Source organism: Micromonospora sp. NPDC003944 (assembly GCF_053605225.1).
This window is the reverse complement of sequence record NZ_JBSGIV010000019.1, coordinates 35,054-60,912: the sequence shown is the minus strand read 5'-3', so window position 1 is coordinate 60,912 and position 25,859 is coordinate 35,054. Positions and strand designations below refer to the sequence as shown.

Below are 25,859 nucleotides of genomic sequence, written 5' to 3'. Positions count from 1 at the left end.
TCGCGCCATGTCCGCCGCACACCTCCTCATCGGCCCACTCCTGCGACGAGTGGTGGACACCCGGGCCACGATCTGGGTGGAGACCGCAGCGCCCGCCGTGGTCACCGTCCGCACCGCCGGCGGCGCCACCGGCACCGCGCCCACCTTCTCGGCGTACGACCACCACTACGCCCTCGTGGTGGTGGAGGGGCTCACTCCGGACAGCGAGACCACCTACGAGGTGCTTGTCGACGACGAGCTGGTCTGGCCGGTGCCGAGCAGCGGGTTCCCGCCGAGCGTGATCCGCACCCGGGCCGCCGACGACAAGGACCAGCCGGTCAGTCTGATCTTCGGTTCCTGCCGGGAGACCACCCAGCACGCCACCACCCGCAAGCTGCCCCCGGACGCGCTCGACGCGTACGCCCGGCGGTTGATGGCGGACCCGGAGTCGAACCCGCTGCCCGACCTGCTGGTGCTGCTCGGTGACCAGGTCTACGCCGATGTCACCTCGCCCACGGTGCGCCGGCTGCTGCGTCGACGTCGGCGGCGGCCGAAGGGCGCGCCGGCCGACCAGGTGGTCAGCTTCGACGAGTACACCAAGCTCTACCTGGAGTCCTGGCGTGATCCGGAGATCCGCTGGCTGCTCTCCACCGTGCCGAGCGTGATGATCTTCGACGATCACGAGATCATCGACGACTGGAACACCTCGGCGGCCTGGCGCGCCGAGGTGCGCGAGCAGCCGTGGTGGCAGGAGCGGATCGGCAGTGGGCTCGCCTCCTACTGGGTCTACCAGCACCTGGGCAACCTCTCCCCGGACGAGATCGTCGCCGACCCGGTCTTCGCGAAGGTCGCCGCCGCCGAGGACGCCACGGGTGTGCTGCGCGAGTTCGGCCACCGGGTCGACCAGGAGTCCGACCTGGCGCACGACACCGAGCGCTGGCGCGCGGTGCAGTACCAGTGGAGTTACGCCCTGGACCTGGGCCGGACCCGGCTGGTGATGCTGGACAACAGGTGCAGCCGGGTGCTCGAGCCCAGCAGCCGGGCGATGCTGCCGCCCGGCGAGTGGTCCTGGTTCCTCGACCAGGCGCACGGGGTCTACGACCACCTGGTGGTGGGTGCCTCGCTGCCCTGGCTGCTGCCGCAGGGCATCCACCACATCGAGGCGTGGAACGAGAAGCTTGCCGACTCGCGCCGGCCGTGGGTGGCGCGCGGGGCGGAGAAGCTGCGCCGCGCCCTGGACCTGGAGCACTGGGCGGCGTTCCGGCGCTCCTTCGAGGCCCTGGCGGAGACGTTCGCCCGGATCGGCACCGGCACGCCACGGCAGTCCGGTGCCCGGATCGGGGCCGGCCCGGCGTACGCCCCACCGGCGTCGATAAGCGTGCTCTCCGGTGACGTGCACCACTCGTACGTGGCGCGGGCCCGGTTCGCCGACCCGGCGGTGGTCACCCCGGTGCACCAGCTCACCTGTTCACCGATCCACAACCAGGTGCCGGCGGGCATCCGCCCGCTGATGAAGATGGGCTGGTCGGCCGGTCCGGCCGGGGCCACCCGGGCGCTGGCCCGTTCGGCGGGCGTCCGCCGGCCGGGGGTGCGCTGGCGCAAGCTGGCCGGCCCGTACTTCGGTAACGCGGTCGCCACCCTGACCCACGACGGGCGCGGGGCCGACGTGGTCATCGAGGGCACCACGAAGGACGGGCACCTACGCCCGGTGATGCGGCGCCGACTCTCCGGCGGCGACGAGCCGACCGCGCCGTAGTCTCTACGCCGTGGACGAGCACCTGCCGGAGCCGATCCGGGCGGTCGAGCACGAGTTGACCGCTCTGCTGCGTCGTGGCCGGGCGGTCTCCTGGGAGATCGCCCGGGAGGTGCACCCGAACCTGGAGCCGAACACCTACGGTTTGTTGCTCTGGTTGCGGCGTAGCGGGTCGATCCGGTTGACCGAGTTGGCGGCGCGGCTGGGCGTGGGCAAGGGGACGCTGAGCCGGCAGATCAACGCCTTGGAGGTCCTCGGCCTGGTCCACCGCGACCCCGACCCGAGTGACCGGCGGGCCGCCCAGATCAGCCTCACCGAGGAGGGGCAGCGCCGGTTCGACATCGCCCGTTCGGCGCGTCTGGGCGAGTTCCTCCGCGCCCTGGACGGGTGGCCGGAGCGGGACGTCGAGGAGTTCGCCCGGCTGCTCGGCCGGTTCAACGACTCCTGGCAGTAGCGCCCGGCGGCGGGGAATAGCGGGCTGGCCCGACAAGTTGTTGCTTCAGGCAACCAAGGCATACGGTTGCCTCAGGCAATTCTCAGGCGGCCCGTGCGTACCAGCCCGCCGCCGTTCCACCTCGACTCCGCTCGGAGGCAACACACGATGAGCCAGGCCACAGTCCCCACTCGGGCGGCCGCCGTCGACATGACCCACCGGCAGATCCTGGAAGCACTCTCCGGCCTGCTGCTGGGCCTGTTCGTCGCGATCCTCTCCTCCACGGTCATCTCGAACGCGCTGCCGCGGATCATCACCGAACTGCACGGCGGCCAGTCCGCGTACACCTGGGTGGTGACCTCGGCCCTGCTCGCGACCACCGCCACCACCCCCATCTGGGGCAAGCTGGCCGACCTGACCAGCAAGAAGACCCTGGTCCAGCTCGCGCTGGGCATCTACGTGCTGGGCTCGGTGCTGGCCGGCCTCGCCCAGGGCACCGGCGAGCTGATCGCCTGCCGGGTGCTCCAGGGCATCGGCGCCGGCGGCCTCACCGCGCTGGCCCAGGTGATCATGGCGACGATGATCGCGCCGCGCGAGCGGGGCCGCTACAGCGGCTACCTCGGCGCCGTGATGGCCGTCGGCACCATCGGCGGCCCGCTGATCGGCGGCGTGATCGTGGACACCTCCTGGCTCGGCTGGCGCTGGTGCTTCTACGTCGGCGTGCCGTTCGCAATCCTCGCGCTGATCGTGCTCCAGAAGACCCTGCACCTGCCGGTGGTCAAGCGGAAGGCGCAGATCGACTGGTGGGGCGCCACCCTGATCACCGCAGCCGTCTCGCTGCTGCTGATCTGGGTCTCGCTCGCCGGTGACCAGTTCGCCTGGGCCTCCTGGCAGACCGCCGCCATGGTCGTCGGTGCCCTGGTGCTCGGCGCGCTGGCGATCCGGGTCGAGACCCGGGCCACCGAGCCGATGATCCCGCCGCGGCTGTTCCGCAACCGCACCATCACCCTCGCCGTCGTCGCGAGCATCGCGGTCGGTGTCGGCATGTTCGGCGCGTCGATCTTCCTGGGCCAGTACTTCCAGATCAGCCGCGGTCAGAGCCCGACCATGTCCGGCCTGATGACCCTGCCGATGATCCTCGGCCTGCTCGTCGCCTCCACGGTCATCGGGCGGGTCATCAGCAAGACCGGCCGCTGGAAGCGGTACCTGGTGATCGGGTCGGCCCTGCTCACCATCGGCTTCGCGCTGATGGGCACGCTCCGCGCGGACACCAGCTTCGCGCTGCTCAGCGTCTACATGGCGGTGATCGGCGTCGGCCTGGGCATGACCATGCAGAACCTCGTGCTCGCCGTGCAGAACACCGTGGGCCCGCACGAGCTCGGCGCGGCCAGCTCGGTGGTGGCGTTCTTCCGCAGCCTCGGCGGCGCGATCGGTGTGTCCGCCCTCGGCGCGGTGCTCGCCCACAAGGTCAAGGACTACACCGCCGACGGGCTGGCCCAGCTCGGCATCCCCGCCTCCAGCTCCGGCAGCGGCGGTGCCCTGCCCGACGTGCACACCCTGCCCGGCCCGCTGCGGGCGGTGGTGGAGAGCGCGTACGGCCACGGCGCCGGTGACATCTTCCTGGCCGCAGCCCCGTTCGCGCTGATCGCGCTGATCGCGGTGGCCTTCATCAAGGAGGTGCCGCTGCGCCAGCACAACGACAGCCCGGTTTCCGACGAGGTCGAGCGGGAATCGACAGTCGCTGCCGGCGCTGGCGCAGCGGTGATCCGTACCGGCGAGCAGAGGTGAGGTAGGGCCATGGGCGTGGGAGCACCGGACCGCGAGGAGTACGGCCCCCGAACCCGACCGCTGCCCTTCGAGCGCGGCACCGACGGGCCTCGGGTGATCATGGTGGGCGTCGACGGCACCCGCACCTCCGAACGGGCCGGCTCCTACGCCGCCGGCCTGGCCCGTCGGCAGAGCGCCGCGCTGGTGGTGGTCTTCGTCAGCTCACCGAGCGGGCTGACCGCCCTGGTCCCTGGAATGGATGCCGGCGCGGTCCAGCGCACCCACGACGAGCTGGCCGACGAGCTGCGCCGGGAGTGCCGGCGTGGGGCCGAGCAGTGGGGCATTCCGGTGACCCTGCTGGTGCGGCGCGGCGACGCGTACGGGGAGCTGTGCGCGGCGGCCGACGAGTTCCAGGCCGACATGCTCGTGGTCGGCGCCTCCGAGCAGGCCGGGCACCGCCTGGTCGGCTCGGTCGCCACCCGGCTGGTCCGCGCCGGCCGTTGGCCGGTCGTCGTGGTGCCCTGATAACCCGTCGCGGTGTGTCCGGGGTGCCGGGCAGGATGCGCGCATGACCTGGACCGCACCGGCGATCACCCGGACCCCCGAACCGTACGTCGGCGACGAGCGCACCATGCTCGACGGCTGGCTCGACTACCACCGACAGACACTGTTGCTCAAGTGCGCCGGCCTGACCGAGGAGCAGTTGCGCACGCCGAGCGTGGAACCCTCCGGGCTGACGCTGCTCGGCCTGGTCCGGCACCTGGCCGAGGTCGAGGCCTGGTGGTTCCGGGAGAACTTCGCCGGCGAGCCTGTCGACTACCCGTACTTCACCCCGGACAACCCGGACGCCGACCACGACGTCAGCGCCGCCGACGCGCCGGCCGACTTCGCCACCTTCCACCGCGAGGTGGCGCTGGCCCGGGAGGCCGCCGCCGGCCACTCGCTCGACGAGACGTTCACCGAGGTCGGCGCGAAGAAGCGCACCTTCAACCTGCGCTGGGTGTACGTGCACATGATCGAGGAGTACGCCCGGCACAACGGCCACGCGGACCTGATCCGGGAACGCATCGACGGCGTCACCGGCGAGTGACAGGCGGTCAGTAGTCCAGGGCCGCCCGCAGGTACCGCAGGTCGGCGTGGCCGCCCCAGCGGTGCGCCGACAGCCCGGCGGCGCGGGCACCCCGCACGGCCCAGTCCTCGTCGTCGACGAAGAGGACCCGGGCCGGCGGGGTGGCCAGGGCCACGCAGGCGGCCTGGAAGTACTCCGGGGCCGGCTTGTGCACACCCACGACCGACGAGTTGACGACCACGTCCAGCTCACCGACGAGGCCGAGGGCTTCCAGGTCGGCGTCGAGCAGGTCGGTGGCGTTGGTGGCCAGGCCGACGGTGACCCCGGCCGCGCGCACCTCACGGACGAAGTCGAGCACCTCGGTGTCCACCTCGCCCCGGTAGCGCTGCCACTGCTCCACCGCGGCACGGGCCCGGTCCGGGCCACCGGCCGGCTCGGCGAGAGCGTCCACCACACTGCTCACCCAGTCGGAGTGGCTCAGCTGGCCGGTGAGCACCGGCTGAAGCCGTCCCCACTGCATGGCGATCTCGGTGAGCACACCGTCGGCGAGGCCGTACTCCCGCTCCACCCCGGCGGCGATCGCCGGGTCGAACCGGCGCAGCACGCCGTCCAGATCCAGCAGGAGCGCCGTCGCGCGTTCCCGAGCCACTACCCGTTCTCCTCGCCGCGGCCGTGCCGCTGGTCGTCCTCGTCGGCCCGGTTGAGCCGTTGGCTGATCACCTGGGTGACCCCGCTGCGCATGGTCACGCCGTAGAGCGCGTCGGCGATCTCCATCGTCCGCTTCTGGTGGGTGATGACGATCAGCTGACTCTTCTCCCGCAACTGTGCCATCAACGTGATCAACCGACCCAGGTTGACGTCGTCCAGGGCCGCCTCCACCTCGTCCATGATGTAGAACGGGCTGGGCCGGGCGCGGAAGATCGCCACCAGCATGGCCACCGCGGTCAGCGACCGCTCGCCACCGGAGAGCAGCGACAACCGCTTGATCTTCTTGCCCGGCGGGCGGGCCTCCACCTCGACGCCGGTGGTGAGCAGGTCGTCCGGTTCGGTGAGGATCAGGCGCCCCTCGCCGCCGGGGAAGAGCACGGTGAACACCTGCTCGAACTCACGGGCGGTGTCCTCGAAGGCGCTGGCGAAGACCTCGAGGATCCGCTCGTCCACGTCCTTGACCACGGTGAGCAGGTCCCGGCGCGTGGCCTTCAGGTCCTCCAACTGCTCGGAGAGGAACTTGAAACGCTCCTCAAGCGCGGCGAACTCCTCGAGCGCGAGCGGGTTGACCTTGCCGAGCAGGGCGAGTTCGCGTTCCGCCTTGGCGGCCCGCTTCTCCTGCACCGGCCGCTCGTAGCGCACCGGCTCGGGCACCGGCAGACCGTCGCGCTCGGCGGCCGCGACGTCGACTGCGGTCGGCGGGACCGGCTGCGTGGGGCCGTACTCGGCGACGAGCGTCTCCACGTCCAGCCCGAAGTCCTCGGCGGCCTTCGCCTCCAACTGCTCGATGCGCAGCCGCTGCTCCGCGCGGGCCACCTCGTCGCGGTGCACCTGGCTGGTCAGCCGCTCCAGCTCGGCGCCGAGCCGCTTGGCCGCCCCGCGTACCTCCTGGAGCTCCGCCTCCCGCGCGGCGCGCTCCAGGGCGACCGCGTCGCGGTGCTCCTCGGCCGTCGCGATCGAGGTGGTCAGCCGGGTCAGCGCCTCCCGGGCACCACCGGCGACGGCCCTGGCGATGCCCGCGCCCCGGGCGCGGGCGGCCCGCCGGGCAGCCGCGCGCTCCCGGGCAGCCCGCTCCGCGGTCGCCTGCCGGGCGAGCGAGTCGGCCCGGCCGGCGATCGAGGAGACCCGCTCCTCGGCGGTACGCACGGCGAGCCGGACCTCCATCTCGTTCTGCCGGGCCTGCGGCACCATGGCCGCCAGTTGGTCGCGTTCCTCGGTGGAGGGCTCGGCGTCGACCGGAGTCTCCTCGGCCAGCCGCAGCCGCTCCTCCAGCTCGGCGAGGGCGGTGAGGTCCCGCTGTCGGGCGGCCTCGGCGCGGGAGCGGGAGTCACCGAGCCGGTCGGTCTCGGCCTTCGCGGACCGGGCCGCCGCACCCAGCTCGGCCAGCCGACGGGCGGCGGCATTGCGGTGGCTCTCCGCCTCGCGCTTCTCGGCCGCGGCGTGTTGCACGGCCTCCTTGGCAGTGGCCACCTCGGCGCGCGCCTCGACCAACTGGTCACGCAGCTCCAGGCCGGCGCGTTCGGCGGTGAGCCGGTTGGCCCGGGCCTCCTCGACGGCGGCCTGCACCTCGATGTAGCTGGGGGCCTTGGCCGACCCGCCGGCCGCCGCGTACGCCCCGACCACGTCACCGTCGGGGGTGACCGCCCGCAGTTCGGGGTTGCTGGCGACCAGCTCGGCAGCGGCGGCGAGATCGTCGACGAGCGCCACGTCCCGCAGGGCCCGGTGCACCGCCGGCCGCAGCTCGGCGCTGCACTCCACCAGGTCGGGCGCCCACCGGGCGTCGTCCGGCAGCTTGGGGCGCAGCGCGTCGGCGGAGCCGGTCATGCCGGGCCCCGCCGGGCTGCCGACAAGCAGGCCGGCCCGGCCGGCGTCGGAGATCTTCAGCAGTCGCATCGCCTCGACGGCCTCGTCCACCCCGCTGACGGCAACCGCGTCGGCGAGGCCGCCGAGCGCGGCGGCAAGCGCGGCCTCGTGGCCCGGCGCGACGGTGAGCAGCCCGGCGAGGCTGCCGAGCAGGCCGGGTACGTCGCCGGCGCGGGCGAGCAGCGCCCCGGCGCCGTCCTTGCGCCGCAGCCCCAGGGCGAGTGCCTCCTCCCGGGCCTTCCAGGTGGCGGCGTCCTTCTCCGCCGCCCGCTCGGCGTCGTTGAGCGACCGGACGTTTGCCTGCGCCCGCTCCTGCACGGCGACCGCCTCGGCATGCCGGGCGTCCAGGTCCGCGTTGTCCCGGTCGGCCTCGGTCGACTGGGCTGCGACCGCGTCCAGGTCGGCCTGCGCCTGCTCGGCACGGCCCAGCGCGTCGGCGTGCGCGATCGCGAGACGTTCGATCTCCTCGCTGGCGCTCGTGGTCCGGGCCCGGGCGGAGTTGACCTGGCCGGTCAGCCGGGCCATCCCCTCCCGCCGGTCGGCGATGGCCTTCGCCGCGACGACAAGCTCGCGCTCGGCGGCGGCCAGCTGCCGTTCCAACTCCTGACGGTGCTCGACCGCCTCGGCCAGGCGGATCTGGTCGTCGGTGAGCGCGCCGCGCAGCTCCTCCTCCTGCTCGCGGACGCGTTCCGCCTCGGCCTCCAGCTGGTCCGGGTCGCGGCCGGGCCGCTCGTCGTCGCCGCTGGCGCTGAGGTGCCGCAGCCGCTCCCGAGCCAACTGCTCGATGGAGCGGAAGCGTTCCTGCAGGGCGGACAGCTTGTACCAGGTGTCCTGGGCGGCGGCGAGCAGCGGCGCGTCCTCCGCGAGGGCGGCTTCCAACTCGCCGAGCCGGCCCTGCACCTCGGCGTGCTCACCCTCGATCTGCTCGCGCCGCTCGCGCAGCGCGGTCTCGTCGGCGATCTCCCGGTCCAGGGTGGTCCGCAGGGTGGCCAGGTCGTCGGCGAGCAGGCGCAACCGGGCGTCGCGCAGGTTGGCCTGGATGGCGGCGGCTCGCCGAGCCACCTCGGCCTGCCGGCCGAGCGGCTTGAGCTGACGACGCAGTTCGGCCGTGAGGTCGGTCAAGCGGTTGAGGTTCACCTGCATCGCGTCGAGCTTGCGCAGCGCCTTTTCCTTGCGCTTGCGGTGCTTGAGGACGCCGGCCGCCTCCTCGATGAACGCGCGGCGGTCCTCCGGCTTGGCGTGCAGCATGCCGTCGAGGCGGCCCTGCCCGACGATGATGTGCATCTCCCGGCCGATGCCGGAGTCCGACAGCAGCTCCTGGATGTCGAGCAACCGGCAGGAGTTGCCGTTGATCTCGTACTCGCTCTCGCCGGAGCGGAACATCCGGCGGGTGATGGAGACCTCGGTGTACTCGATCGGCAGCGCGCCGTCGGTGTTGTCGATGGTGAGGGTGACCTCGGCGCGGCCCAGCGGCGCCCGGCCGGCGGTGCCGGCGAAGATGACGTCCTCCATCTTGCCGCCACGCAGGGCCTTGGCCCCCTGCTCGCCGAGGACCCAGGCGATGGCGTCGACGACGTTGGACTTGCCCGAGCCGTTCGGGCCCACCACACAGGTGATCCCGGGCTCCAGCTTCAACGTCGTGGTGGAGGCGAAGGACTTGAAGCCCTTCACCGTCAGGCTCTTGAGATACACCTACTCGATCCTCGTCCGGTGGCCGCCGAACCGTCGCCGGCTGTGGGGACCTGGGTGAACTCGCAGACTAACCCGGCGGTGGGAGCGGGCCGGCACGCGACCCGCCTCGGCGTCGCGTCGACAGTGGGTCCGCTGCTGTTCCGCGGGCCAGAAGAAAGACAAGGGCCTTTCATGATCGGCTTATCCGCCGACGCGCTTTTCGGTAACTGCGAGGCGCTTCCCGGGCGATCCACCGCAAGATCATGAATGGTCGGTGACGAAAAGGTGCCGGACAGTGTTGCGCGCCGGCACAGAGGTGTCGGCGCGCATTTTTGCGGTGGTGCGATTCAGTTTTACGACCTGAAGATCAGGTCAGCGCCGGCTCGGCCAGACGAAGCAGATCGTCCGCCTCCGCCGCAGCCGCCGCGAGCCGATCATTGTCGGCACGCAGACGCGTGATCTCGAACTCCAGTGCCTGAACCCGGGCACGCAGCCGGGTGACCTCGTCGAGCAGACGCCGGTCGGGCGCTGCACCTACGTGGCCGTAGAGGGCCTTCGCCATGCTGACTCCTTGATATGCGCTGCCGGAAAGGCCGGCCAACGCGCGCCCATTTGTACGCGGCTGTCATTCCAGGCTGTATCTGGGCATGACCGGGCGCGACTGGCGACACCTATATATTGAGCCGCAAACCCCTCCTTCGTCAAGTTCTCGCAGGCCGTAGATCATCTCCACGTCGACCTGTCCACTTGTCGGGGGGCTGCCGCAAGGCACGGACACTCTCTGTCCGGACGCCTTTACTGTACGCCCGGATCCGCGGAAGTCCGCACCCTGGCGTCCGACTTCCCCTTAACTCTTTCTTAGCCACGTTGCCGCAGGTCGTAGGCGCGCCGTAGCGTCAGCCCGGCCCGCAACCGACCCCTGGAGGCATAGGCGTGTACGGCTGGACCGATCCGATGGACCCGAACGGCGCCCCTCGGCGCGCCGAGGGACCGACCGACGAGCCGGCCTGGCTGCACGACCGCCCGGAGCCCCGCTCGGCCTATCTGTTCGGCGACGAACCCGGCCAGCCGCAGGACGAGTGGCACCGCGAGCAGACCACCGGCGACGCCCGGTCGGAGCCGGCAGCCCCCACCGGGCCGACCGACGCGCACACCGCCGCCTGGCCGGCCCACAGGCCGGACAGCGAAGCTGACGGCTGGGACGACGGCCGCCCGGCGCAGGGCACCACCGGCGGCTGGCGCGCCGAGACGCCCGGCGGCTGGCACACCGACACCGATCCGGAGACCACCGACGCGTGGCGCGGCGCCACCGAGACCGGGCGGCCCGGCGAGGGACGGCACCGCTCTCCACGGCGGTGGCGCCGGCCGCTGATGATCGGGGGCGCCGCCGCAGCCGCCACCCTCGTGGTGAGCCTCGGCGTCGGCGCGCTCACGCTGCCCGGGGGTGACGACGGGGCCGCCCAGCCGACGGCCGTCGACGACACCTTCGCCACCTCGGCCGCGCCGACCGACGAACCGACGCTCGACACCCTCGCCGCGCCCTCGCCGTCCACCATCCCCAGCCCGGCGTCTCCGAGCCCGTCGCCGAGCAAGGTCGTCAAGCCCACGCCGGCGTCGTCGCGGAGCACCGCCGCGTCGCGCCGCAGCGTCCCGCGCAGCAGCGCGCCGAGCAACACCGGCGGCTCCACCGGCTCCGGCGGTTCCACCGGTTCCGTCAGCGCCCAGGCCCGCGAGGTGGTGGACCTGGTCAACGCCGAACGGGCCAAGGCCGGCTGCAAGGCGCTGAGCATCGACGACAAGCTGATGACGGCCGCCCAGCGCCACAGCCAGGACCAGGCCGACCACCAGAACATGTCGCACACCGGCAGCGACGGCAGCAACGCCGGCACCCGGCTGGACCGGGTCGGCTACGCCTGGCGCACGTACGGCGAGAACGTGGCCTGGAACCAGAAGACCCCGGCCGCGGTGATGGACGCCTGGATGAACAGCTCCGGCCACAAGGCAAACATCCTGAACTGCGCGTTCACCGAGATCGGCGTCGGCATCGCCAGCAGCAACGGACCGTACTGGACGCAGGTCTTCGCGGCGCCGCGCTGACCGCGCGTCGTTCCCGCCCCCGCGCTCGTTTGACCCGGTGAGGTACGTCGGGTCGGAGCGTGGGGGCCGCGTACCGGTGAGGGCGGCGACGGGTCGCCCTGGACCCGGGAGCTGCCGATGCGGATCCGGCCGCGGCGACGCGTCGCCGTACGCCCACTGCGTCGCGTCCTGTCCGCCGGCGTCGTTCTGCTCCTGGTGGTGCCGGCGTACGGGTGCCGACCAGCGCTGACCCCACCCGGCGCGCCCACCGCGTGGCCGGCGGTCCAGGCTCGACACTGGCAGTGGCAGTGGCAGCTCAGCGGCCCGCTCGACGCCGGGGTCGACGCCGACGTCTTCCTGCTCGACCCGGTGGCCACCACCGCCGCGCAGACCGCCGAGCTGCGCTCCCGGGACCGACGGTTGGTCTGCCAGGTGCACGTCGGATCGGTCCGCTCCACGGACCCGGACGCCAGCCGGTTCCCGGAGATCGTCCGAGGTGCGCCCGGGCGCCTACCCGACAGCCGGTGGCTGGACGTACGGAGTTGGGACGCGCTCCGGCCGGTGCTCGCCGACCGGTTCCGGCTGTGCCGGGGCAAGGGCTTCGGCGCGGTGGCGCTCTTCGACGCCGACGGGTACGCGGCCCGCACCGGCTTCCCGCTCGACTTCGACGACCAACTGCTGTTCAACCGCCGGCTGGCCGAGCTGGCCCGCTCGCTGAGCCTCTCTCCCGGGCTTGTCAACGACGTGCCGCAGCTCGCCGCGCTGGCGCCGGACTTCGACTTCGCGGTCAACGAGGAGTGCGTCCGCCTGGGCCAATGCGCCAAGCTGTTGCCGTTCAGCGACGCCGGCAAGCCGGTCTTCCACGTCGAGTACACCGGCTCGACCGACGACTTCTGTGTCACCACCGTCGGCTACGGCTTCGCGTCGATCCGGAAAGACCGCACCCTCGACGCCTCAAGAGAAGCCTGCCCCCTCCCCTAACCCACCCGCCCCGCCCCGCCCCGGCCCGCCCCGCCCCGCCCCGCCCCGCCCCGGCGATCTTGCACTTTCGGTCGCCGGTTTGTCGGGTTAGCCCGCTTAGTCACGACAGAAACTGCAAGATCGCGGGGCAGGGGGCAGGGGGCGGGGTGCGGCGCGGGGCAGGGGGCGGGGTGCGGCGCGGGGCAGGGCGGGGTGCGGCGCGGGCGGGGCGGGGCGGGGTGCGGGTGCCGGGGTCGGGTCGGGGCGGGGCGGGGCGGGGCGGGGTTAGGGGATCGGGAGTAGTTCGGGGGTGAGGGCTGGCGGATCGGTGGGGGTGGGGGCCGGGCGGGGGCGCAGGAAGCGCGGGGCCCACCAGTTGGCGTCGCCGAGCATGGTCATCAACGCCGGCAGCACCACCCCCCGGATGACTGTGGCATCCAGCAGGATCGCCGCCGCCAGGCCGATGCCGAGCTGCTTCATGTCGATCGTGCTCAACGTGGCGAAGATCGAGAAGACGCCGACCATCACGATCGCCGCGCTCGTCACCACCCCGGCCGACGAGGTGATCCCGTACGACACGGCGTCGCGGTTGGCCATCCCGGACCGGACGCCCTCGCGGATCCGACTGACCACGAAGACGTGGTAGTCCATCGACAGGCCGAACAGCACCACGAACAGGAACAGCGGCAGCCAGGACACGATCGCGCCCATCGACGTGAAGCCGAGCAGCCCCTGTGCCCACTCGCCCTGGAAGATCAACACCAGCAGGCCGTACGCGGCACCGGCGGAGAGCAGGTTCAGCGCGATCGAGCTTGCCGCGATCACCACCGACCGGAAGGTGACCGCCATGACCAGGAAGGTCAGCACCAGCACGAAGCCCATGACCAGTGGCAACTTGTCCCGCACGTGCTGTGCGTAGTCCTCGCTGTCGGCCACGCCCCCGCCCACCGCGTACTCGATGCCGGGGATGCCGCGCAGCTCGGCCGGGACCAGGTCCCCACGCAGCTTCTCCAGCGACTGCACCGACCTGTCGTCCCGACTGGCGTACGGGGTGGGCACGTCAAGCACCGAGACCCGCCGGTCGGACGACACCTCGATCTTCGGACCGTCCGCCTCGGCCGGGGCGAACAGCGGATCGCCGGACGCGCGGGTGGAGAGGTCGGTGAGGGCGGCGCGTACCCGGTCGGCCTGCTCGGCGGGCGCCCGGACGGCCACCACGTGGTTGGTGCCCGCGCTCGGGAAGGCGGCGGTGAGCCGGTCGTACGCCTGCATCGCCGGAGTCGTGCGGGGCAGATCCTCCATGCCGGGGAACTTCAGCTTCATCCCGAGCGCCGGCGCGGCAAGCGCGAGCAGCAGCCCGACCGAGATGACGAGCGTCGCCACCGGCGCGCGCAGCGCCGGCCGGAGCACCGCCGGCCACAGCCGGGGTTCGCGGGGCTGGCCGTGCCGACCGGTACGCGTCGCGGTCAGTCGCCAGAGCAGCGGCACCCGGGGCCGGTCCACCCAGCGGCCGAGCCGGGCCAGCAGGGCGGGCAGGGCGGTCAGCGAGCCGGTCACCGCGACGGCCACCACGAGGATCGAACCGATGGCGAGGGACGAGAAGACCACGTCGCCGGCGAGCAGCAAACCGGCCATCGAGATGATCACCGCGAAGCCGGAGACCACCACGGCGTGCCCGGAGGTCTCCGCGGCGGTCTCCACCGCGTCCAGACCGGACCGACCCTTGGCGCGTTCCTCCCGCTCCCGACGGATGTAGAACAGTGAGTAGTCGACGCCGACCGCCATACCGATCAGCAGGATCACCGGCGCCGTGGTGTCGGTCGCCGGCACCAGGTGCGACGCGAGGGTGGACAGACCCATCGCGGCGGCGACCGAGGAGAGCGCCAGCAGCACCGGCACGCTCGCCGCGATCAGCGCGCCGAACGCGATGATCAGGATCGCCAGGGTGACCGGCAGGCTGAGCAGCTCGGCGCGCTTGAAGTCCTTGCCGAGCGTGTCGTCGAGGGCCTGACCGATCGACGGCCCACCGACCTGCTCGACGCGCAGCTCGGGGTGCGCGGCCTGCACGGTGGCGGTGGCGTCCCGCAGCGGCTGCACCCGCTCCGAGGCCGTCTCCGGGTCGCCCGACATCGTGATCGGCAGCAGCAACGCGGAGCCGTCCCGCGCGGTGACCGGCTGACCCACCCCGGCCACCCCGGCGACCGTACGCAACCGGGCCGCCGCGTCGTCGGCCGCCGCCTTCGCCGCCGCCTGGTCCAACGTGCCCGCCCGGGAGGTGATGAGGACGTTGTCCACGGCCGGGTCGTCGAAGTCGCCGGCGTCCACGATCAGGCCGGCCCGCCCCGCCTCGCCGATCGCCTGGTCGCCGCTCGTGGCCTCGTTGAGTCCGGCGGCGTTGCCGCCGACGAAGCACACCGCGACGAACACCGCCCACAGTGCGATCGCCCGCCACGGGTGCTCGGCGCTCCACCGCGCCAGCCGCACCGTCACCGGTCTTCTGCCCATCTCGGGTCCCCGTGTCACGTCAACCCCCTGTCAACGGTGCTGACGCTAGGTGCGTGACGAGGTGCTCACATCGGGGATCGACCCCGGCCCACCCTGAAACCAGCGGACCCGGGAAGGGGGTGCGTTCGTCGGGGGTCGGCCGCGTTGCGGACGTACACCTGGGGTTCAGCCCGGCTCGGCAGGCCGCGACCCGCCGGCGTCCCCCCGAGCCGGCTCCGGGTCATCCCCGAAGGGAACCCCGGGGTCGCGGCTGACAGTGCGGGCAGCTGTACGAGGACCGGTTCATGAACGCCTCCCGGCGGATCGCCGCGCCGCACCGCCGGCACGGCTCGCCCTCGCGGCCGTAGGCGTTGAGCGCCCGGTCGAAGTAGCCGCTCTCGCCGTTGACGTTCACGTAGAGGGCGTCGAAGCTGGTGCCGCCCTCGCTGATCGCCTCGGCAAGCACGTCGCGGACGTGGCCGAGCAGGCGCTGCGCGGCCGGGCCGGTCAGCGCGTCGGTGGGTCGTCCGCCGTGCAGCTTGGCGCGCCAGAGCGCCTCGTCGGCGTAGATGTTGCCCACCCCGGAGATCAGGGTCTGGTCGAGCAGTGCCCGCTTCACCTCGGTGTGCCGGCGGCGCAGCGCCGCGACGAACGCCGCGTCGGAGAACTCCGGGTCCATCGGGTCGCGGGCGATGTGCGCGATCTCGTCGGGCAGCTCGGCGCCGCCCTCGCTCACCGCCAGCCCGCCGAACGTGCGCTGGTCGACGAAGCGCAGCTCCGGACCGTCGTCAATGAACCGGAAGCGAACCCGAAGGTGGGTCTCGTCAGTCGTGCCGGTGGGCTGGAGCAGCATCTGACCCGACATGCCGAGGTGCCCGACGATCGCGTCACCGCTGTCCAGTGGCAGCCACAGGTACTTGCCGCGGCGGCGGGCGTCAAGCACCGTCCGGCCGGCCAGCACGTCGGCGAAGTGCACGTCGCCTGGGACGTGCCGACGGACCGCTCGCGGGTGGCGAACCTCGACCGAGGCGATCCGCCGGCCGACGACCCACTGCGCCAGCCCCTGCCGGACGGTCTCCACCTCCGGCAGCTCAGGCATGCCGCCGCCCCGTCTCGTGGCCGTCCGCACCCCCGGCCGGCAGCGCCTGCGCCAGGTGGTCGGCCTGCTCGGCCTCGGCCGCCCGCTCGGCGCGCTCCAGCGGCCCGAACGGCTCGTCCAGGTTGGCCGAGTCGACCCGGTCGACCGGCTGGTCCTGGCTGGCCACGCCGTTCCGGCCGTCGTCGCCGTTCTGACCGTCCTGCTCGGCGAGCGTCCGCCAGGCCGCCTCGGCGGCCCGCTGCTCAGCCTCTTTCTTGCTCCGCCCCTCGGCGCCGCCGTACCTGTTGCCGGCCACCACCACCCAGGCGGTGAACGTCTTGAGGTGGTCCGGGCCGGTGCCCTCGATGCGGTACTCCGGCACGCCGAGCCCGAGCGCCGCCGTCAACTCCTGGAGGCTGGTCTTCCAGTCGAGTGCGGCCCCGCGACCGGCCGACTCGGCCATCAGCGGGTCGAAGAGCCGGTGGATGACGATCCCCGTGGTGTCCAGGCCGTACTGGAGGTAGATCGCGCCGAGCAGCGCCTCAAGCGTGTCGGCGAGGATGCTCGCCTTGTCCCGGCCACCGGTGGTCTCCTCGCCCTTACCGAGCAGCAGGTACGCGCCGAGCCCGTCCGGGCCCAGACCGCGGGCCACGTCGGCGAGCGCCCGCATGTTGACCACGCTGGCCCGCAACTTGGCCAACTGCCCCTCGGGCAGGTCCGGGTGGTTGTGGAAGAGCGCCGTGGTGATCACCACGCCGAGCACCGAGTCGCCGAGGAACTCCAGCCGCTCGTTGGTGGGCAGCCCGCCGTTCTCGTACGCGTACGACCGGTGGGTCAACGCGCGCTGGAGCAGCTCGGGTTCCAGGCTCACTCCGAAGGCGGCTTCCAGGTGGCCGACGGACGCCCGCCGCCGCTTGTCGTTGCTCATGTGCGTACCTCGGTGTCGGTGGAGCGATCGGTGCGATCGGTCGCGGCGTCGCCGTCGAGCAACGCGGAGACCAGATCGGTGGCGCGCCGCCGCCACAGGTGGGCGGCGAGAGCTATGCCGGAGGCGACGTCGTCGGCGCGGGCGGACCCGTGACAGACGACCACCGTCCCCGCGACGCCCAACAGGGCCGCCGCGCGGGGCGCGCCGCCCTCGGCCGGTGGGCCGCCGGCCATCGCGTACGCGCCCTCAATGGCCTTGAGCAGCACGTTACCGGTGAAGCCGTCGGTGACGACCACATCGGCGCGCGCGCCGAGGGCCACGTCGTACCCCTCGACCAGACCGACGTAGCGCGCCCCTCCGGGCAGCGGTTCGACGGCGAGCAGCGGGTCGGTGGCGCGGCGGACCCGGTCGCCCTTGCCGGCCTCGGTGCCCACCGAGAGCAGTCCGACCCGTGGCGCGGCGATCGAGTGGGCCACCGCCGCGTACGCGGCGCCGAGCACGGCGTGGCGGGCGAGGGTGGCCGGGCGGGGTTCCAGGGAACCGCCGACGTCGAGCAACACCACCGGCCCGGCGACGGCGGGCAGGGTGGCGGCCAGGGCGGGTTGGCGGATCTCCGGCGAACGGCCGAGCCCGAGCACGGCGGCGGTGACGGTGGCACCTGTGGCACCGGCGGAGACCAGGGCGTCGGCGGTCCCGTCCCGGACGGCGGTGACCGCGGCCCGGACGGTGCTCTCGGCGCGGGCGGCACTGGGATGGTCGGCCATGCCGACGACATCGCGGACCGGCCGCACCGTGATCCGGGAACGCTGCACCGGATCGAGGGCGGCAATCAACCCGTCGGCGACCTCGGTCGGACCGACGAGAAGCAGATGCAGGTCAGGGTCGGCGCGCATGGCCCGCAGAGCGCCGTCAACCACGACGGCGGGAGCGTCGTCCCCGCCGAGGAGGTCAACGGCGATCCGCGCGGCGCCCGGCTCCACCGGAACGCCGGCCGGAGTGGGCCGGCCGGCGTCGGAGGGAGCCGGAGCACCGGGCGAATGCCAGGATGCGCGCGCCGCCCGACCCGGGGTCGGGGGCGTCACTCGGCGTCCAGGTCAGACCTCGAGAACCTGGCGGCCGTTGTAGGTGCCGCAGACGGAGCAGGCGGCGTGCGGCAGCTTCGGGGACTTGCACTGCGGGCACGCAACGGTCGCGACCACGGTCGCCTTCCAGTTCGCCCGGCGGGACCGGGTGTTGCTGCGCGACATCTTGCGCTTCGGGACGGCCACGGTTCTTACTCCTCTGTAACGGTCAGTTGCGACAGGCCCGCCCAACGCGGGTCGATCTGCTGGTGACTGTGGTCGGCCGGCAGATCGTCCCAGTGCGCCCCGCATTCGGGGCACAGTCCTGGGCAGTCCTCCCGGCAGAGCGGGTTGGTCGGCAGCGTGAGCACCAACGCGTCCCGCAGCGCCGGCTCCAGGTCGATCAGATCGCCCTGCATCCGGCCCACCTCGTCCTCGTCGGTCGTGGCGTCCGTGGTGCTGTCCTCGTACGCGTACAGCTCCTGGATCGTCACGCCCATCGAGTCGTTGATCTCGCGCAGGCAGCGGCCGCACTCGCCCCGGACGGGACCGGTGATGGTCCCGGAGACGAGCACGCCCTCGGACACCGACTGCAACCTCAGATCGAGGTCGAGGTCCGCGCCCTCCGGCACGCCGATCAACTCCACACCGAGGTCCGCCGGTGCCGGCACGACCCGCTGGACCTCACGCAACGCGCCAGGACGACGCGGCAGGTCCCTCGTGTCGAGGACCAGCGGCGACCTGGGGTTGAGTGTCGATGGCGAGTGCTTGGGCATAGTTAGACTCCGGCCGGTGAGAGGCCGACAAAAAAGGTTACCTGGGCGACCGCCGGACCGTCGAACCGGGGGCGACGCCCGCCTGAGAAGTCGGCTGGTGAGGTGCCGCTCAGAAGGGTAGCGGGCGTTCCGCCTCATCCCCAGCGAAGGTGCCGATCTCCCGCAGTGCGTGCATCTTGTCCCGGCCGCGCTCTATCGAGGCCAGCGCCCGGGTGAGGAACTGCTCGAAGTTGGCAAGCGCCGTGTCGACGTAGTCGTCGACCTCCTCACGAAGGCGCTGCGCCTCGGCCCGGGCCTCGCCGATGATCCGGGCGCCCTCGTGCTCGGCCGACACGGTGATCTCGTTCACCGAGACCAGGCGGGCGTGTTCTGCCTCACCCTCGCTGATGATCCGGTCCGCCTCACGCTTGCCGGCGTCCATGATCTTGTCGCGCTCCTCCAGCAGCGCGGCGGCGCGCCGCAGGTCGGCGGGGAGATCGGCGCGCATCTCATCGAGGGCGGCGATCATCTCGCCCCGGTCGACCATGCAGTTGTTGCGCGACATCGGGACGGAGCGGGCCTGCTCCAGGATGGCGATCAGTTCGTCGATGCGATCGAGCGGGTCCACCGGCTACCTCACCCCTGTCGTTCGTCGGCCGACCTCCATGATGCGGGCTACGGCCGTTCCCCGCGCCACCAATCATGTCCTGCCCGCCCCACCGCCGCCCCACTCACCCCAACCCGGCGAGTCGCGACATAGTCACCCCCCGCACCCCGCCCTCGCCCCGCCGCCCCGCGCCTCCCACCTCGCCGATCTTGCACTTCGGCGCCGAAACATGCCGGAAGGGGCAGAAAGGGGGGTCAGGGGTGGGGGTTCAGGCGGGTCTGGAGGGCTTCGCGGACTGGGTCGGGGACGTGGGCGGAGATGTCGCCGCCCCACTTGGCCACGTCCTTGACCAGGCTCGACGAGAGGAACGAGTAGAGCGGGTTGGTCGGCATGAAGAGCGTCTCGACCCCGGCCAGACCGATGTTCATCTGGGCCATCTGCAACTCGTAGTCGAAGTCGCTGACCGCCCGCAGACCCTTGATCAGCACACTTGCCTGCTGGGCCCGGCAGAAGTCGACGAGCAGCCCTCGGAACGACTCGACCCGCACGTTGCCGTACGACGAGGTCACCTCGCGGAGCATCTCGATGCGCTCCTCGACGGTGAACAGGCCACTCTTCGACTGGTTCACCAGCACACCGACGATCACCTCGTCGAAGAGCCGACTGGCCCGCCCGATGATGTCGAGGTGTCCGTTGGTGACCGGATCGAACGAACCGGGGCACACCGCACGTCTCATGATCGGCGACCGTACCAAAGGGTGGTCTCGCCGTAACGGCGACTGCGCTCGGCGGTGATCCCCTCCACCCAGTCGAACTCCCTGGTCCGGCGGGACCGCTCCACCACCACGAGGGCGTCCGGCGTCAGCCAGTCGCCGTCGACGAGCGCGGCCAACAGCGCAGTGATCTCCTCGTCCGGCACCGCGTACGGCGGGTCGGCGAAGACCACGTCGTACGGCTCGCCGTCCGGACCGGCGGCCAGCACCGTCGCCACCCTGCCGGTGACCAGACGGGCCGCCGGACCGGCGCGCAGCGCCGCCACGTTCTCCCGGATCACCCGGGCCGCCCGCGGGTCGGACTCGACGAGCAGCACGTGCCGGGCCCCCCGGGAGAGCGCCTCCAGGCCGACCGCGCCGGAGCCGGCGTACAGGTCGGCGAAGCGGGCACCGTCGAGATCGACAGCGGCCTGGACGGCACTGAACAGCGCTTCCCGCACCCGGTCCGAGGTGGGTCGGGTGCCGGCGCCGGGGGGCGCGGCGATCCGCCGGCCGCCGAGCGTGCCGGCCACGATCCGGGTCACCGTCTCCTCCTGCTCATGCCCGCGACGCTACGCGATGCGGCCCGGACCCGTCCGGACGGCGGGGATCCGAGGAGTCGACCAGCCGACGCCGAGGCGGCGCGCCTGAGCAGCCCCGACGTCGCGGCATCCACCGTGGAGGGCTGCCGGGCAGACCGTCCCCAGTGACCGGACGACCACCTTCGGTGCATCAAAGATCACGAATCGATGACATTGCCGGATGGCAATGATCTGAACTCCCCTCATTAACCACCCATCAGTACAGTCTCCCCCTGTCCCCGCTTTCGCCGCGGGAACGCCACCGCGTCGCGCGACGCCTCGGTGAGCAGGTGACTCCCCGGTCACGATGTCTCCCGGCCTCCCGCCACGCGATCCGTACCCCCTCACCAGGAGCAGGCGTGAACCCTCCCAAGTCTCCGTTCCGGCGCGTCGCGGCCATCGCCGCGGGTGCGCTGATCGGCCTCGCCGGCGTCGGCACCTTCGCGGCCCCCGCGAGTGCCCACCACCCCGAGCCCTCCGGCACGTACTGCCTGACCGCCGACGGCCAGGTCAAGGTGACCTGGACGGTCGGCAACAGCGAGAACATCGACGCGACGATCACCAAGCTCGAGTCGACCGTCCCGGGCGACTTCACCGGTGGCCTGGAGAAGGACGCCAAGCTCCCGGCGAAGGGCCAGGGAACCCTCACCGGCACCCAGGCGCACCGCTTCGACCAGAAGCGGCCGACGATCGAGCTGACCGTCGAGGCCCGGTGGGTGCGCTCCGACCGGATCCTGAAGGAGGAGCGGACTGTCGCCGCCACTCCGGTCGGCGCCTGCGCGGCAGAGGCCTCGCCTTCGCCCTCGCCGAGCGTCTCGACGCCGCCCTCAAGCCCGCCGGCGTCCCCCACGCCGACCCCGAGCAGCGCCTCGCCGTCCCCGAGCCAGCCGCCGGCGGAGAGCCCGAGCCCGACCCCGACGGCCACCCCGGCCCCGGCGGAGCCGGTCGGCTCGGTCGAGTCGACCTGCGACAAGCTCACCTTCACGATCGAGAACCCCGCCGACGGTGAGACCGTCACCCTCACCCTGACCCCGAACAAGGGCGAGGCGAAGACGCTCGTCGTCAAGCCGGGCGAGACCGGTTCTGTCTCCTTCGACGCGTTCAAGGGTCTCGTCGTCACGCCGGCCGCCGAGGGCCTCGACGACACCACGCCGATCGCCTGGGAGCAGCCGGCCGACTGCGACAAGGACGAGCCGGCTCTGCCGCTGACCGGTGCTGCCACCGGTGGCATCATCGTCGGCGCCGTGGCGCTGCTCGCCGCCGGTGCCGCCCTGTTCGTGGTGGCCCGTCGTCGTCGGGTTCGCTTCACCGCCTGAGACAACCCGCTCTGACACCTGAGGGCGCGTCGACCACCCGGTCGGCGCGCCCTCGGCCATGTCAGGAGCCGGCGGTGGTCAGCCCTTCTCCAGATACTCCGCGCGGTCCTCGTCCACGAGTGCGGCCACCGAGGCGGCGAGCGCCGGGCTGCGGGTCAGCTCCGGGTCGGCCTCGATCAGGGTGATCGCCTCGGCTCGGGCGTCCCGGATCAGGTCGGCGTCGCGTCGAAGCGACAGCAACCGCAGGTGCGAGCGGTGCCCGGACTGGGTGGCACCCAGCACATCGCCCTCCCGGCGCTGCTCCAAGTCCAGTTCGGCGAGCTTGAAACCGTCGCTCGTGGACGCCACCGCGTCCAGCCGCTCCCGCGCCGACGACCCCTCGGCCGCCTCGCTGACAAGCAGGCAGAGCCCGGCGGCGGCACCCCGGCCGACCCGGCCGCGCAGCTGGTGCAGCTGGGAGACGCCGAACCTGTCGGCGTCCAGCACGATCATCACGGTCGCGTTCGGCACGTCCACGCCGACCTCGATCACTGTGGTCGCCACCAGCACGTCCAGGTCGCCGGCCGCGAAGGACCGCATCACCGCGTCCTTCTCGTCGGCCGGCAGGCGACCGTGCAGCACGCCGATCCGCAGACCGTGCAGCGGGCCCTCGGCCAGCAGTGGGGCCACCTCGGTCACCGCAAGCGGTGGGCGTCTGCCGTTGTCGTCCTCGGGTGGTGGCTCCTCGTCGGACGTGGGACCGTCACCGATCCGGGGACAGACCACGTACGCCTGGTGGCCGGCGGCCACCTCCTCGCGCAGCCGACGCCAGGCCCGGTCCAGGTATGCCGGCTTCTCGGCGGCCGGCACCACGTGCGAGGCGATCGGCGACCGCCCCCGGGGCAGTTGGGAGAGCGTGGAGACCTCCAGGTCGCCGTAGACGGTCATCGCCACCGTGCGCGGGATCGGGGTGGCGGTCATCACCAGCACGTGTGGCGGCTGGTCGGCCTTGGCCCGCAGGGCGTCGCGCTGCTCCACGCCGAAGCGGTGCTGCTCGTCGACGACCACCAAGCCGAGGTCGGCGAAGTCGACCCCCTCGTAAAGCAGGGCGTGGGTGCCGAGCACGATGCCGGCGGCGCCGCTCGCCACCTCGCCGAGCGCCCGCCGGCGGGCCGCCGCTCCAAGCGAGCCGGTGACCAGCTCGACCCGGGTGGCGTGCTCGGCGGAGCCCAGCTCACCGGCCTGCCCGAGCGGCCCGAGCAGATCGAGCATGCCCCGGTGGTGCTGGGCGGCCAGCACCTCGGTGGGCGCCAGCAGCGCGGCCTGCCCACCCGCGTCGACAACCTGGAGCATGGCGCGCAGCGCCACCACCGTCTTGCCCGAGCCCACCTCACCCTGCAACAGGCGGTGCATGGGGTGCGGGGTGGCCAGGTCCGCGGCGATCTCCACACCCACGTCACGCTGACCGGCCGTCAGCTCGTACGGAAGTCGGGCGTCGAAGGCCTCCAGCAGCCCGCCCGGTCGCGGCGGGCGGGGCCGAGCCGGCCAGTCGGCCGCCCGGTGCTTGCGCTGCACAAGGGTCACCTGGACGGCGAAGGCCTCGTCCCACTTGAGTCGCCGCCGCGCCTGGTGCAGCGCCTCCTTGCTTGACGGCCGGTGGATCTCGGTCAGCGCGGCGCCCAGCCCGACAAGCTTGCGGCTGGCCCGTACGGCGCTCGGCAGTGGGTCGTCCGGCGGGGTGAAGGTGTCCAACACGACGCGTACGCAGCGCGCGATCACCCAGGTAGGCACGGCCGCGGCGGCCGGGTAGACGGGGATCAGCGCGCCGGCGAACTCCTCGATGTCCTCGCTGACCGCCGCCTCGCCGTCGCCACCCTCGCCGAGCAGGACGTACTCCGGGCCGTTGAGCTGCCGTTTGCTCCGGAACTCGGTGACCTTGCCGGCGAACAGGCCCCACCGGCCCGGGCGCAGCTCGCGCTCGCGCCACGCCTGGTTGCCGAAGAAGGTCAACGTCAGCACCCCGCCCGAGCCGTCGCCGACGGTCACCTCCAGCAGGTTGCCCCGCCGCTGACGCATCGGGCGCACCGTGGTGCGCTGCACCTGGGCCAGCACGGTGACCTGCTCACCGACGTCGAGTGCGCGGATGTCGGTGTGCTCCCCGCGCTCGTCGTAGCGACGCGGGAAGTGGTAGACCAGGTCACCCGCCGTGTGCAGGTCGAGGTGCGAGGCCAGCGCCTTGGCTGTCTTCTCCCCGACCAGCTTCTTCAGCGGAGTGTCCACGGTGGCTGGTTCGCTCATTCGATCCCTACCAGGAGCGGATAAAACGGCTGGCCGCCCGGGTACGCGTGCACCTCGACGAACGGCCAGCGTCGCGCGACGTGCGCGCGGACGGCATCGGTGAGCCCGGCCGGGGCGTCCACCCCGGCCAGCAGGGTGACCATCTCGCCACCACCACCGAGCATCCGGTCGACAACTGCCGCGCAGGTGTCGGTGAGGTCGGTGCCGATCAGGTGCACCTCCCCCTCCACGAGCGCCAGCACGTCACCGGGACGGCACGGGCCGGCCACGGTCAGCGCCTCCCGGCTGGCGTGGCAGACCTCGGCGTAACGGCAGGCGCCGGCGGCCTCGGCCATCGCGATGACGTCGTCCTCGAAACGGCGGTCACCGTCGCGGACGGCGAGGGCGGCAAGCGCCTGCACGGGCGAGCGGGTCGGCACCACGCTCACCTTGATGCCGAACCGGTGGGCCTCGCGGGCCGCCGCGCTCGCCACCGCCTCGGTGTTGGCGTCGTTGGGCAGCACCACCACCCGGGCCGCGCCGGTGCTGCGGACGGCGTCGAGCAACTCACCTGTGGACGGGTTGCCGGGCACCACCGTGGCGCCCTCCGCGGCGAACAGGTCGGCGATGCCGCCGCCGGTGGCCACCACCACCGCGGCCCGGCCCGCCGCCACCGGCTCGGGGGGCGGCTCCGGCTGGTCGGCGAAGCGGGTCACCGAGATCCGGTACGGCCGGCCGGCGGCGACACCGGCCTCGACCGCCGCGCCCACGTCGTTGACGTGCACGTGCACGTTCCAGGTGCCGTCCGGCTCACGCCCGTCGCCGACGACGACGAGCGAGTCGCCCAGGGCGTCGAGTGTCCGTCGCAGACCGGCGACCGCCTCGGCCCGGGCATCGAGCAGGAACTGCACCTCGTACGCGTACTCGTCGGAGCCTGTCTCGCGCGCGACGGTGGCCGCCGGGCGGGCGGAGCGTGGCGTCGGCGCGGGCCCGGCCGTGCTCTCCCCGGTCAGCACCTCGACCAGGGCGTCGAGCAGCACGCAGAGCCCTCGGCCACCCGCGTCGACAACGCCCGCACGGGCCAGCGCCGGCAGTTGCTCCGGGGTCCGGCTGAGCGCGTCGGCCGCCGCCCGGGCGGCAACGCCGGCCACCATCGCCAGGTCGTCGCTGTCCGCGCCCTCGGCCGCGGCGGCGGCTGCCGCGACCACGGTGAGCAGGGTGCCCTCGACCGGCCGGGAGACCGCGGTGTACGCGGCGGTGGCGCCGGAGCGCAGCGCGGCGGCCAACCCCCGACCGCGCACCGCCGGCACTCCGGCGGCCTGGTCGGCGAAACCCCGCAGGATCTGCGAGAGGATCACCCCGGAGTTGCCCCGCGCGCCGAGCAGCGCGCCCTGGGCCATCAGCCGCAGCGCGTGCCCGTGCGCGGTCGGCCCGCTGTCGGGGAGAGTGTCCAGATCCATGGCGAGGGCCTGCTGCGCCGAGGTGAGGGTGAGCACCAGGTTGGTGCCGGTGTCGCCGTCGGGCACCGGGTAGACGTTGAGCTCGTCGATCTCGCCCTGGTGGCGCTTCAGTGCGGCCAACCCGCTCGCGCACCAGCGGCGGACCGCGGCGGCGTCGAGGGTGTCCAGCACGGGCAGAAGCCTACTGGCGCGCACCGACACCCGTCGGACTCGTCCGGCGTGTCCGTCGCGCTCCGGGCCGGCGCTGGCCGGGGCGGGGACGAGCGCCTCCGGTACCCTTGCCGCCGGGCCGGCCCACCGTC

At 72.7% G+C, this 25,859-nt stretch carries 22 protein-coding genes; 8 read left to right on the top strand and 14 right to left on the bottom strand.

The window, feature by feature from the left end:
* Positions 1-7: 7 nt before the first annotated feature.
* The 5 genes from ACWER9_RS12400 to ACWER9_RS12380 all read left to right on the top strand — a co-directional run bounded on the left by ACWER9_RS12400 (position 8) and on the right by ACWER9_RS12380 (position 5,022).
* On the top strand, positions 8-1,735 hold the full coding sequence (locus ACWER9_RS12400; RefSeq protein WP_452301905.1) for an alkaline phosphatase D family protein: 1,728 nt from the start codon (positions 8-10) through the stop codon (positions 1,733-1,735).
* Positions 1,736-1,745: 10 nt separating this feature from the next.
* Positions 1,746-2,186 (top strand): MarR family winged helix-turn-helix transcriptional regulator, encoded by a 441-nt coding sequence (locus ACWER9_RS12395; protein ID WP_452301904.1) that lies wholly within the window; start codon positions 1,746-1,748, stop codon positions 2,184-2,186.
* 147 nt (positions 2,187-2,333) lie between these two features.
* Entirely contained in the window at positions 2,334-3,953 is a 1,620-nt protein-coding gene (locus ACWER9_RS12390) for an MDR family MFS transporter (RefSeq protein WP_452301903.1), read from the top strand.
* 9 nt (positions 3,954-3,962) lie between these two features.
* Entirely contained in the window at positions 3,963-4,457 is a 495-nt protein-coding gene (locus ACWER9_RS12385; protein WP_452301902.1) for a universal stress protein, read from the top strand.
* 43 nt (positions 4,458-4,500) lie between these two features.
* Positions 4,501-5,022 (top strand): DinB family protein, encoded by a 522-nt coding sequence (locus ACWER9_RS12380; RefSeq protein ID WP_452301901.1) that lies wholly within the window; start codon positions 4,501-4,503, stop codon positions 5,020-5,022.
* 7 nt (positions 5,023-5,029) lie between these two features.
* On the opposite strand, the gene ACWER9_RS12375 is transcribed toward ACWER9_RS12380, so the two are convergent.
* The 3 genes from ACWER9_RS12375 to ACWER9_RS12365 all read right to left on the bottom strand — a co-directional run bounded on the left by ACWER9_RS12375 (position 5,030) and on the right by ACWER9_RS12365 (position 9,805).
* Positions 5,030-5,650 (bottom strand): HAD family hydrolase, encoded by a 621-nt coding sequence (locus ACWER9_RS12375; RefSeq protein WP_452301900.1) that lies wholly within the window; start codon positions 5,648-5,650, stop codon positions 5,030-5,032.
* Positions 5,650-9,264, bottom strand: coding sequence for a chromosome segregation protein SMC (smc, locus tag ACWER9_RS12370; RefSeq protein WP_452301899.1), 3,615 nt, complete (start codon positions 9,262-9,264; stop codon positions 5,650-5,652). The genes ACWER9_RS12375 and smc overlap by 1 nt, the downstream gene beginning before the upstream one ends.
* Positions 9,265-9,610: 346 nt before the next feature.
* A complete protein-coding gene (locus tag ACWER9_RS12365) occupies positions 9,611-9,805 on the bottom strand; it encodes a hypothetical protein (protein WP_007456482.1) in 195 nt (64 codons plus the stop codon).
* Between the two features lie 371 nt (positions 9,806-10,176).
* On the opposite strand from ACWER9_RS12365, the gene ACWER9_RS12360 reads away from it, so the two are divergent.
* Entirely contained in the window at positions 10,177-11,340 is a 1,164-nt protein-coding gene (locus ACWER9_RS12360; protein WP_452301898.1) for a CAP domain-containing protein, read from the top strand.
* A gap of 117 nt (positions 11,341-11,457) precedes the next feature.
* The gene (locus tag ACWER9_RS12355) at positions 11,458-12,300 is read left to right on the top strand and encodes an endo alpha-1,4 polygalactosaminidase (protein ID WP_452301897.1); all 843 of its coding nucleotides are present in this window, start codon (positions 11,458-11,460) and stop codon (positions 12,298-12,300) included.
* Positions 12,301-12,564: 264 nt separating this feature from the next.
* Here the strand turns inward: ACWER9_RS12355 and ACWER9_RS12350 are convergent, their stop codons facing one another.
* The 9 genes from ACWER9_RS12350 to rsmD form a co-directional block, all read right to left on the bottom strand.
* Positions 12,565-14,784 carry an MMPL family transporter gene (locus tag ACWER9_RS12350; RefSeq protein WP_452301896.1) on the bottom strand — a complete coding sequence of 740 codons (2,220 nt, stop codon included), beginning with the start codon at positions 14,782-14,784 and terminating at the stop codon, positions 12,565-12,567.
* A gap of 220 nt (positions 14,785-15,004) precedes the next feature.
* A complete protein-coding gene (mutM, locus tag ACWER9_RS12345; RefSeq protein WP_452301895.1) occupies positions 15,005-15,862 on the bottom strand; it encodes a bifunctional DNA-formamidopyrimidine glycosylase/DNA-(apurinic or apyrimidinic site) lyase in 858 nt (285 codons plus the stop codon).
* Positions 15,855-16,769: a ribonuclease III gene (gene rnc, locus ACWER9_RS12340; protein ID WP_452301894.1), complete on the bottom strand. Its 915-nt coding sequence runs from the start codon at positions 16,767-16,769 to the stop codon at positions 15,855-15,857. The genes mutM and rnc overlap by 8 nt, the downstream gene beginning before the upstream one ends.
* Entirely contained in the window at positions 16,766-17,749 is a 984-nt protein-coding gene (locus tag ACWER9_RS12335) for a phosphate acyltransferase (protein WP_452301938.1), read from the bottom strand. The genes rnc and ACWER9_RS12335 overlap by 4 nt, the downstream gene beginning before the upstream one ends.
* Positions 17,750-17,863: 114 nt before the next feature.
* Positions 17,864-18,037, bottom strand: coding sequence for a 50S ribosomal protein L32 (gene rpmF / locus ACWER9_RS12330; protein WP_030335284.1), 174 nt, complete (start codon positions 18,035-18,037; stop codon positions 17,864-17,866).
* A gap of 5 nt (positions 18,038-18,042) precedes the next feature.
* Complete coding sequence (locus ACWER9_RS12325) at positions 18,043-18,606, bottom strand: YceD family protein (protein WP_110562455.1); 564 nt, start codon at positions 18,604-18,606, stop codon at positions 18,043-18,045.
* 109 nt (positions 18,607-18,715) lie between these two features.
* The gene (locus tag ACWER9_RS12320) at positions 18,716-19,213 is read right to left on the bottom strand and encodes an SPFH domain-containing protein (RefSeq protein WP_196921503.1); all 498 of its coding nucleotides are present in this window, start codon (positions 19,211-19,213) and stop codon (positions 18,716-18,718) included.
* 233 nt (positions 19,214-19,446) lie between these two features.
* Positions 19,447-19,929 (bottom strand): pantetheine-phosphate adenylyltransferase, encoded by a 483-nt coding sequence (coaD, locus tag ACWER9_RS12315; RefSeq protein ID WP_452301893.1) that lies wholly within the window; start codon positions 19,927-19,929, stop codon positions 19,447-19,449.
* A complete protein-coding gene (gene rsmD, locus ACWER9_RS12310; protein ID WP_452301892.1) occupies positions 19,926-20,489 on the bottom strand; it encodes a 16S rRNA (guanine(966)-N(2))-methyltransferase RsmD in 564 nt (187 codons plus the stop codon). The genes coaD and rsmD overlap by 4 nt, the downstream gene beginning before the upstream one ends.
* A 395-nt stretch (positions 20,490-20,884) precedes the next feature.
* On the opposite strand from rsmD, the gene ACWER9_RS12305 reads away from it, so the two are divergent.
* Positions 20,885-21,841 (top strand): LPXTG cell wall anchor domain-containing protein, encoded by a 957-nt coding sequence (locus ACWER9_RS12305; protein WP_452301891.1) that lies wholly within the window; start codon positions 20,885-20,887, stop codon positions 21,839-21,841.
* 78 nt (positions 21,842-21,919) lie between these two features.
* On the opposite strand, the gene recG is transcribed toward ACWER9_RS12305, so the two are convergent.
* Together recG and ACWER9_RS12295 are read right to left on the bottom strand one after the other, a co-directional pair.
* Positions 21,920-24,118, bottom strand: coding sequence for an ATP-dependent DNA helicase RecG (gene recG, locus ACWER9_RS12300; protein WP_452301890.1), 2,199 nt, complete (start codon positions 24,116-24,118; stop codon positions 21,920-21,922).
* Entirely contained in the window at positions 24,115-25,728 is a 1,614-nt protein-coding gene (locus tag ACWER9_RS12295) for a DAK2 domain-containing protein (protein ID WP_452301889.1), read from the bottom strand. The genes recG and ACWER9_RS12295 overlap by 4 nt, the downstream gene beginning before the upstream one ends.
* Positions 25,729-25,859 lie beyond the last annotated feature (131 nt).

Bases quoted from the DNA above. Each gene is read 5' to 3' on its own strand.
- ACWER9_RS12380 (WP_452301901.1), top strand. From the start codon at position 4,501: ATGACCTGGACCGCACCGGCGATCACCCGGACCCCCGAACCGTACGTC.
- recG (WP_452301890.1), bottom strand. From the start codon at position 24,118: ATGAGCGAACCAGCCACCGTGGACACTCCGCTGAAGAAGCTGGTCGGG.
- ACWER9_RS12355 (WP_452301897.1), top strand. From the start codon at position 11,458: ATGCGGATCCGGCCGCGGCGACGCGTCGCCGTACGCCCACTGCGTCGC.
- rnc (WP_452301894.1), bottom strand. From the start codon at position 16,769: ATGAGCAACGACAAGCGGCGGCGGGCGTCCGTCGGCCACCTGGAAGCC.
- ACWER9_RS12390 (WP_452301903.1), top strand. From the start codon at position 2,334: ATGAGCCAGGCCACAGTCCCCACTCGGGCGGCCGCCGTCGACATGACC.
- ACWER9_RS12365 (WP_007456482.1), bottom strand. From the start codon at position 9,805: ATGGCGAAGGCCCTCTACGGCCACGTAGGTGCAGCGCCCGACCGGCGT.
- ACWER9_RS12350 (WP_452301896.1), bottom strand. From the start codon at position 14,784: ATGGGCAGAAGACCGGTGACGGTGCGGCTGGCGCGGTGGAGCGCCGAG.
- ACWER9_RS12385 (WP_452301902.1), top strand. From the start codon at position 3,963: ATGGGCGTGGGAGCACCGGACCGCGAGGAGTACGGCCCCCGAACCCGA.
- ACWER9_RS12400 (WP_452301905.1), top strand. From the start codon at position 8: ATGTCCGCCGCACACCTCCTCATCGGCCCACTCCTGCGACGAGTGGTG.
- ACWER9_RS12325 (WP_110562455.1), bottom strand. From the start codon at position 18,606: ATGCCCAAGCACTCGCCATCGACACTCAACCCCAGGTCGCCGCTGGTC.
- mutM (WP_452301895.1), bottom strand. From the start codon at position 15,862: ATGCCTGAGCTGCCGGAGGTGGAGACCGTCCGGCAGGGGCTGGCGCAG.
- coaD (WP_452301893.1), bottom strand. From the start codon at position 19,929: ATGAGACGTGCGGTGTGCCCCGGTTCGTTCGATCCGGTCACCAACGGA.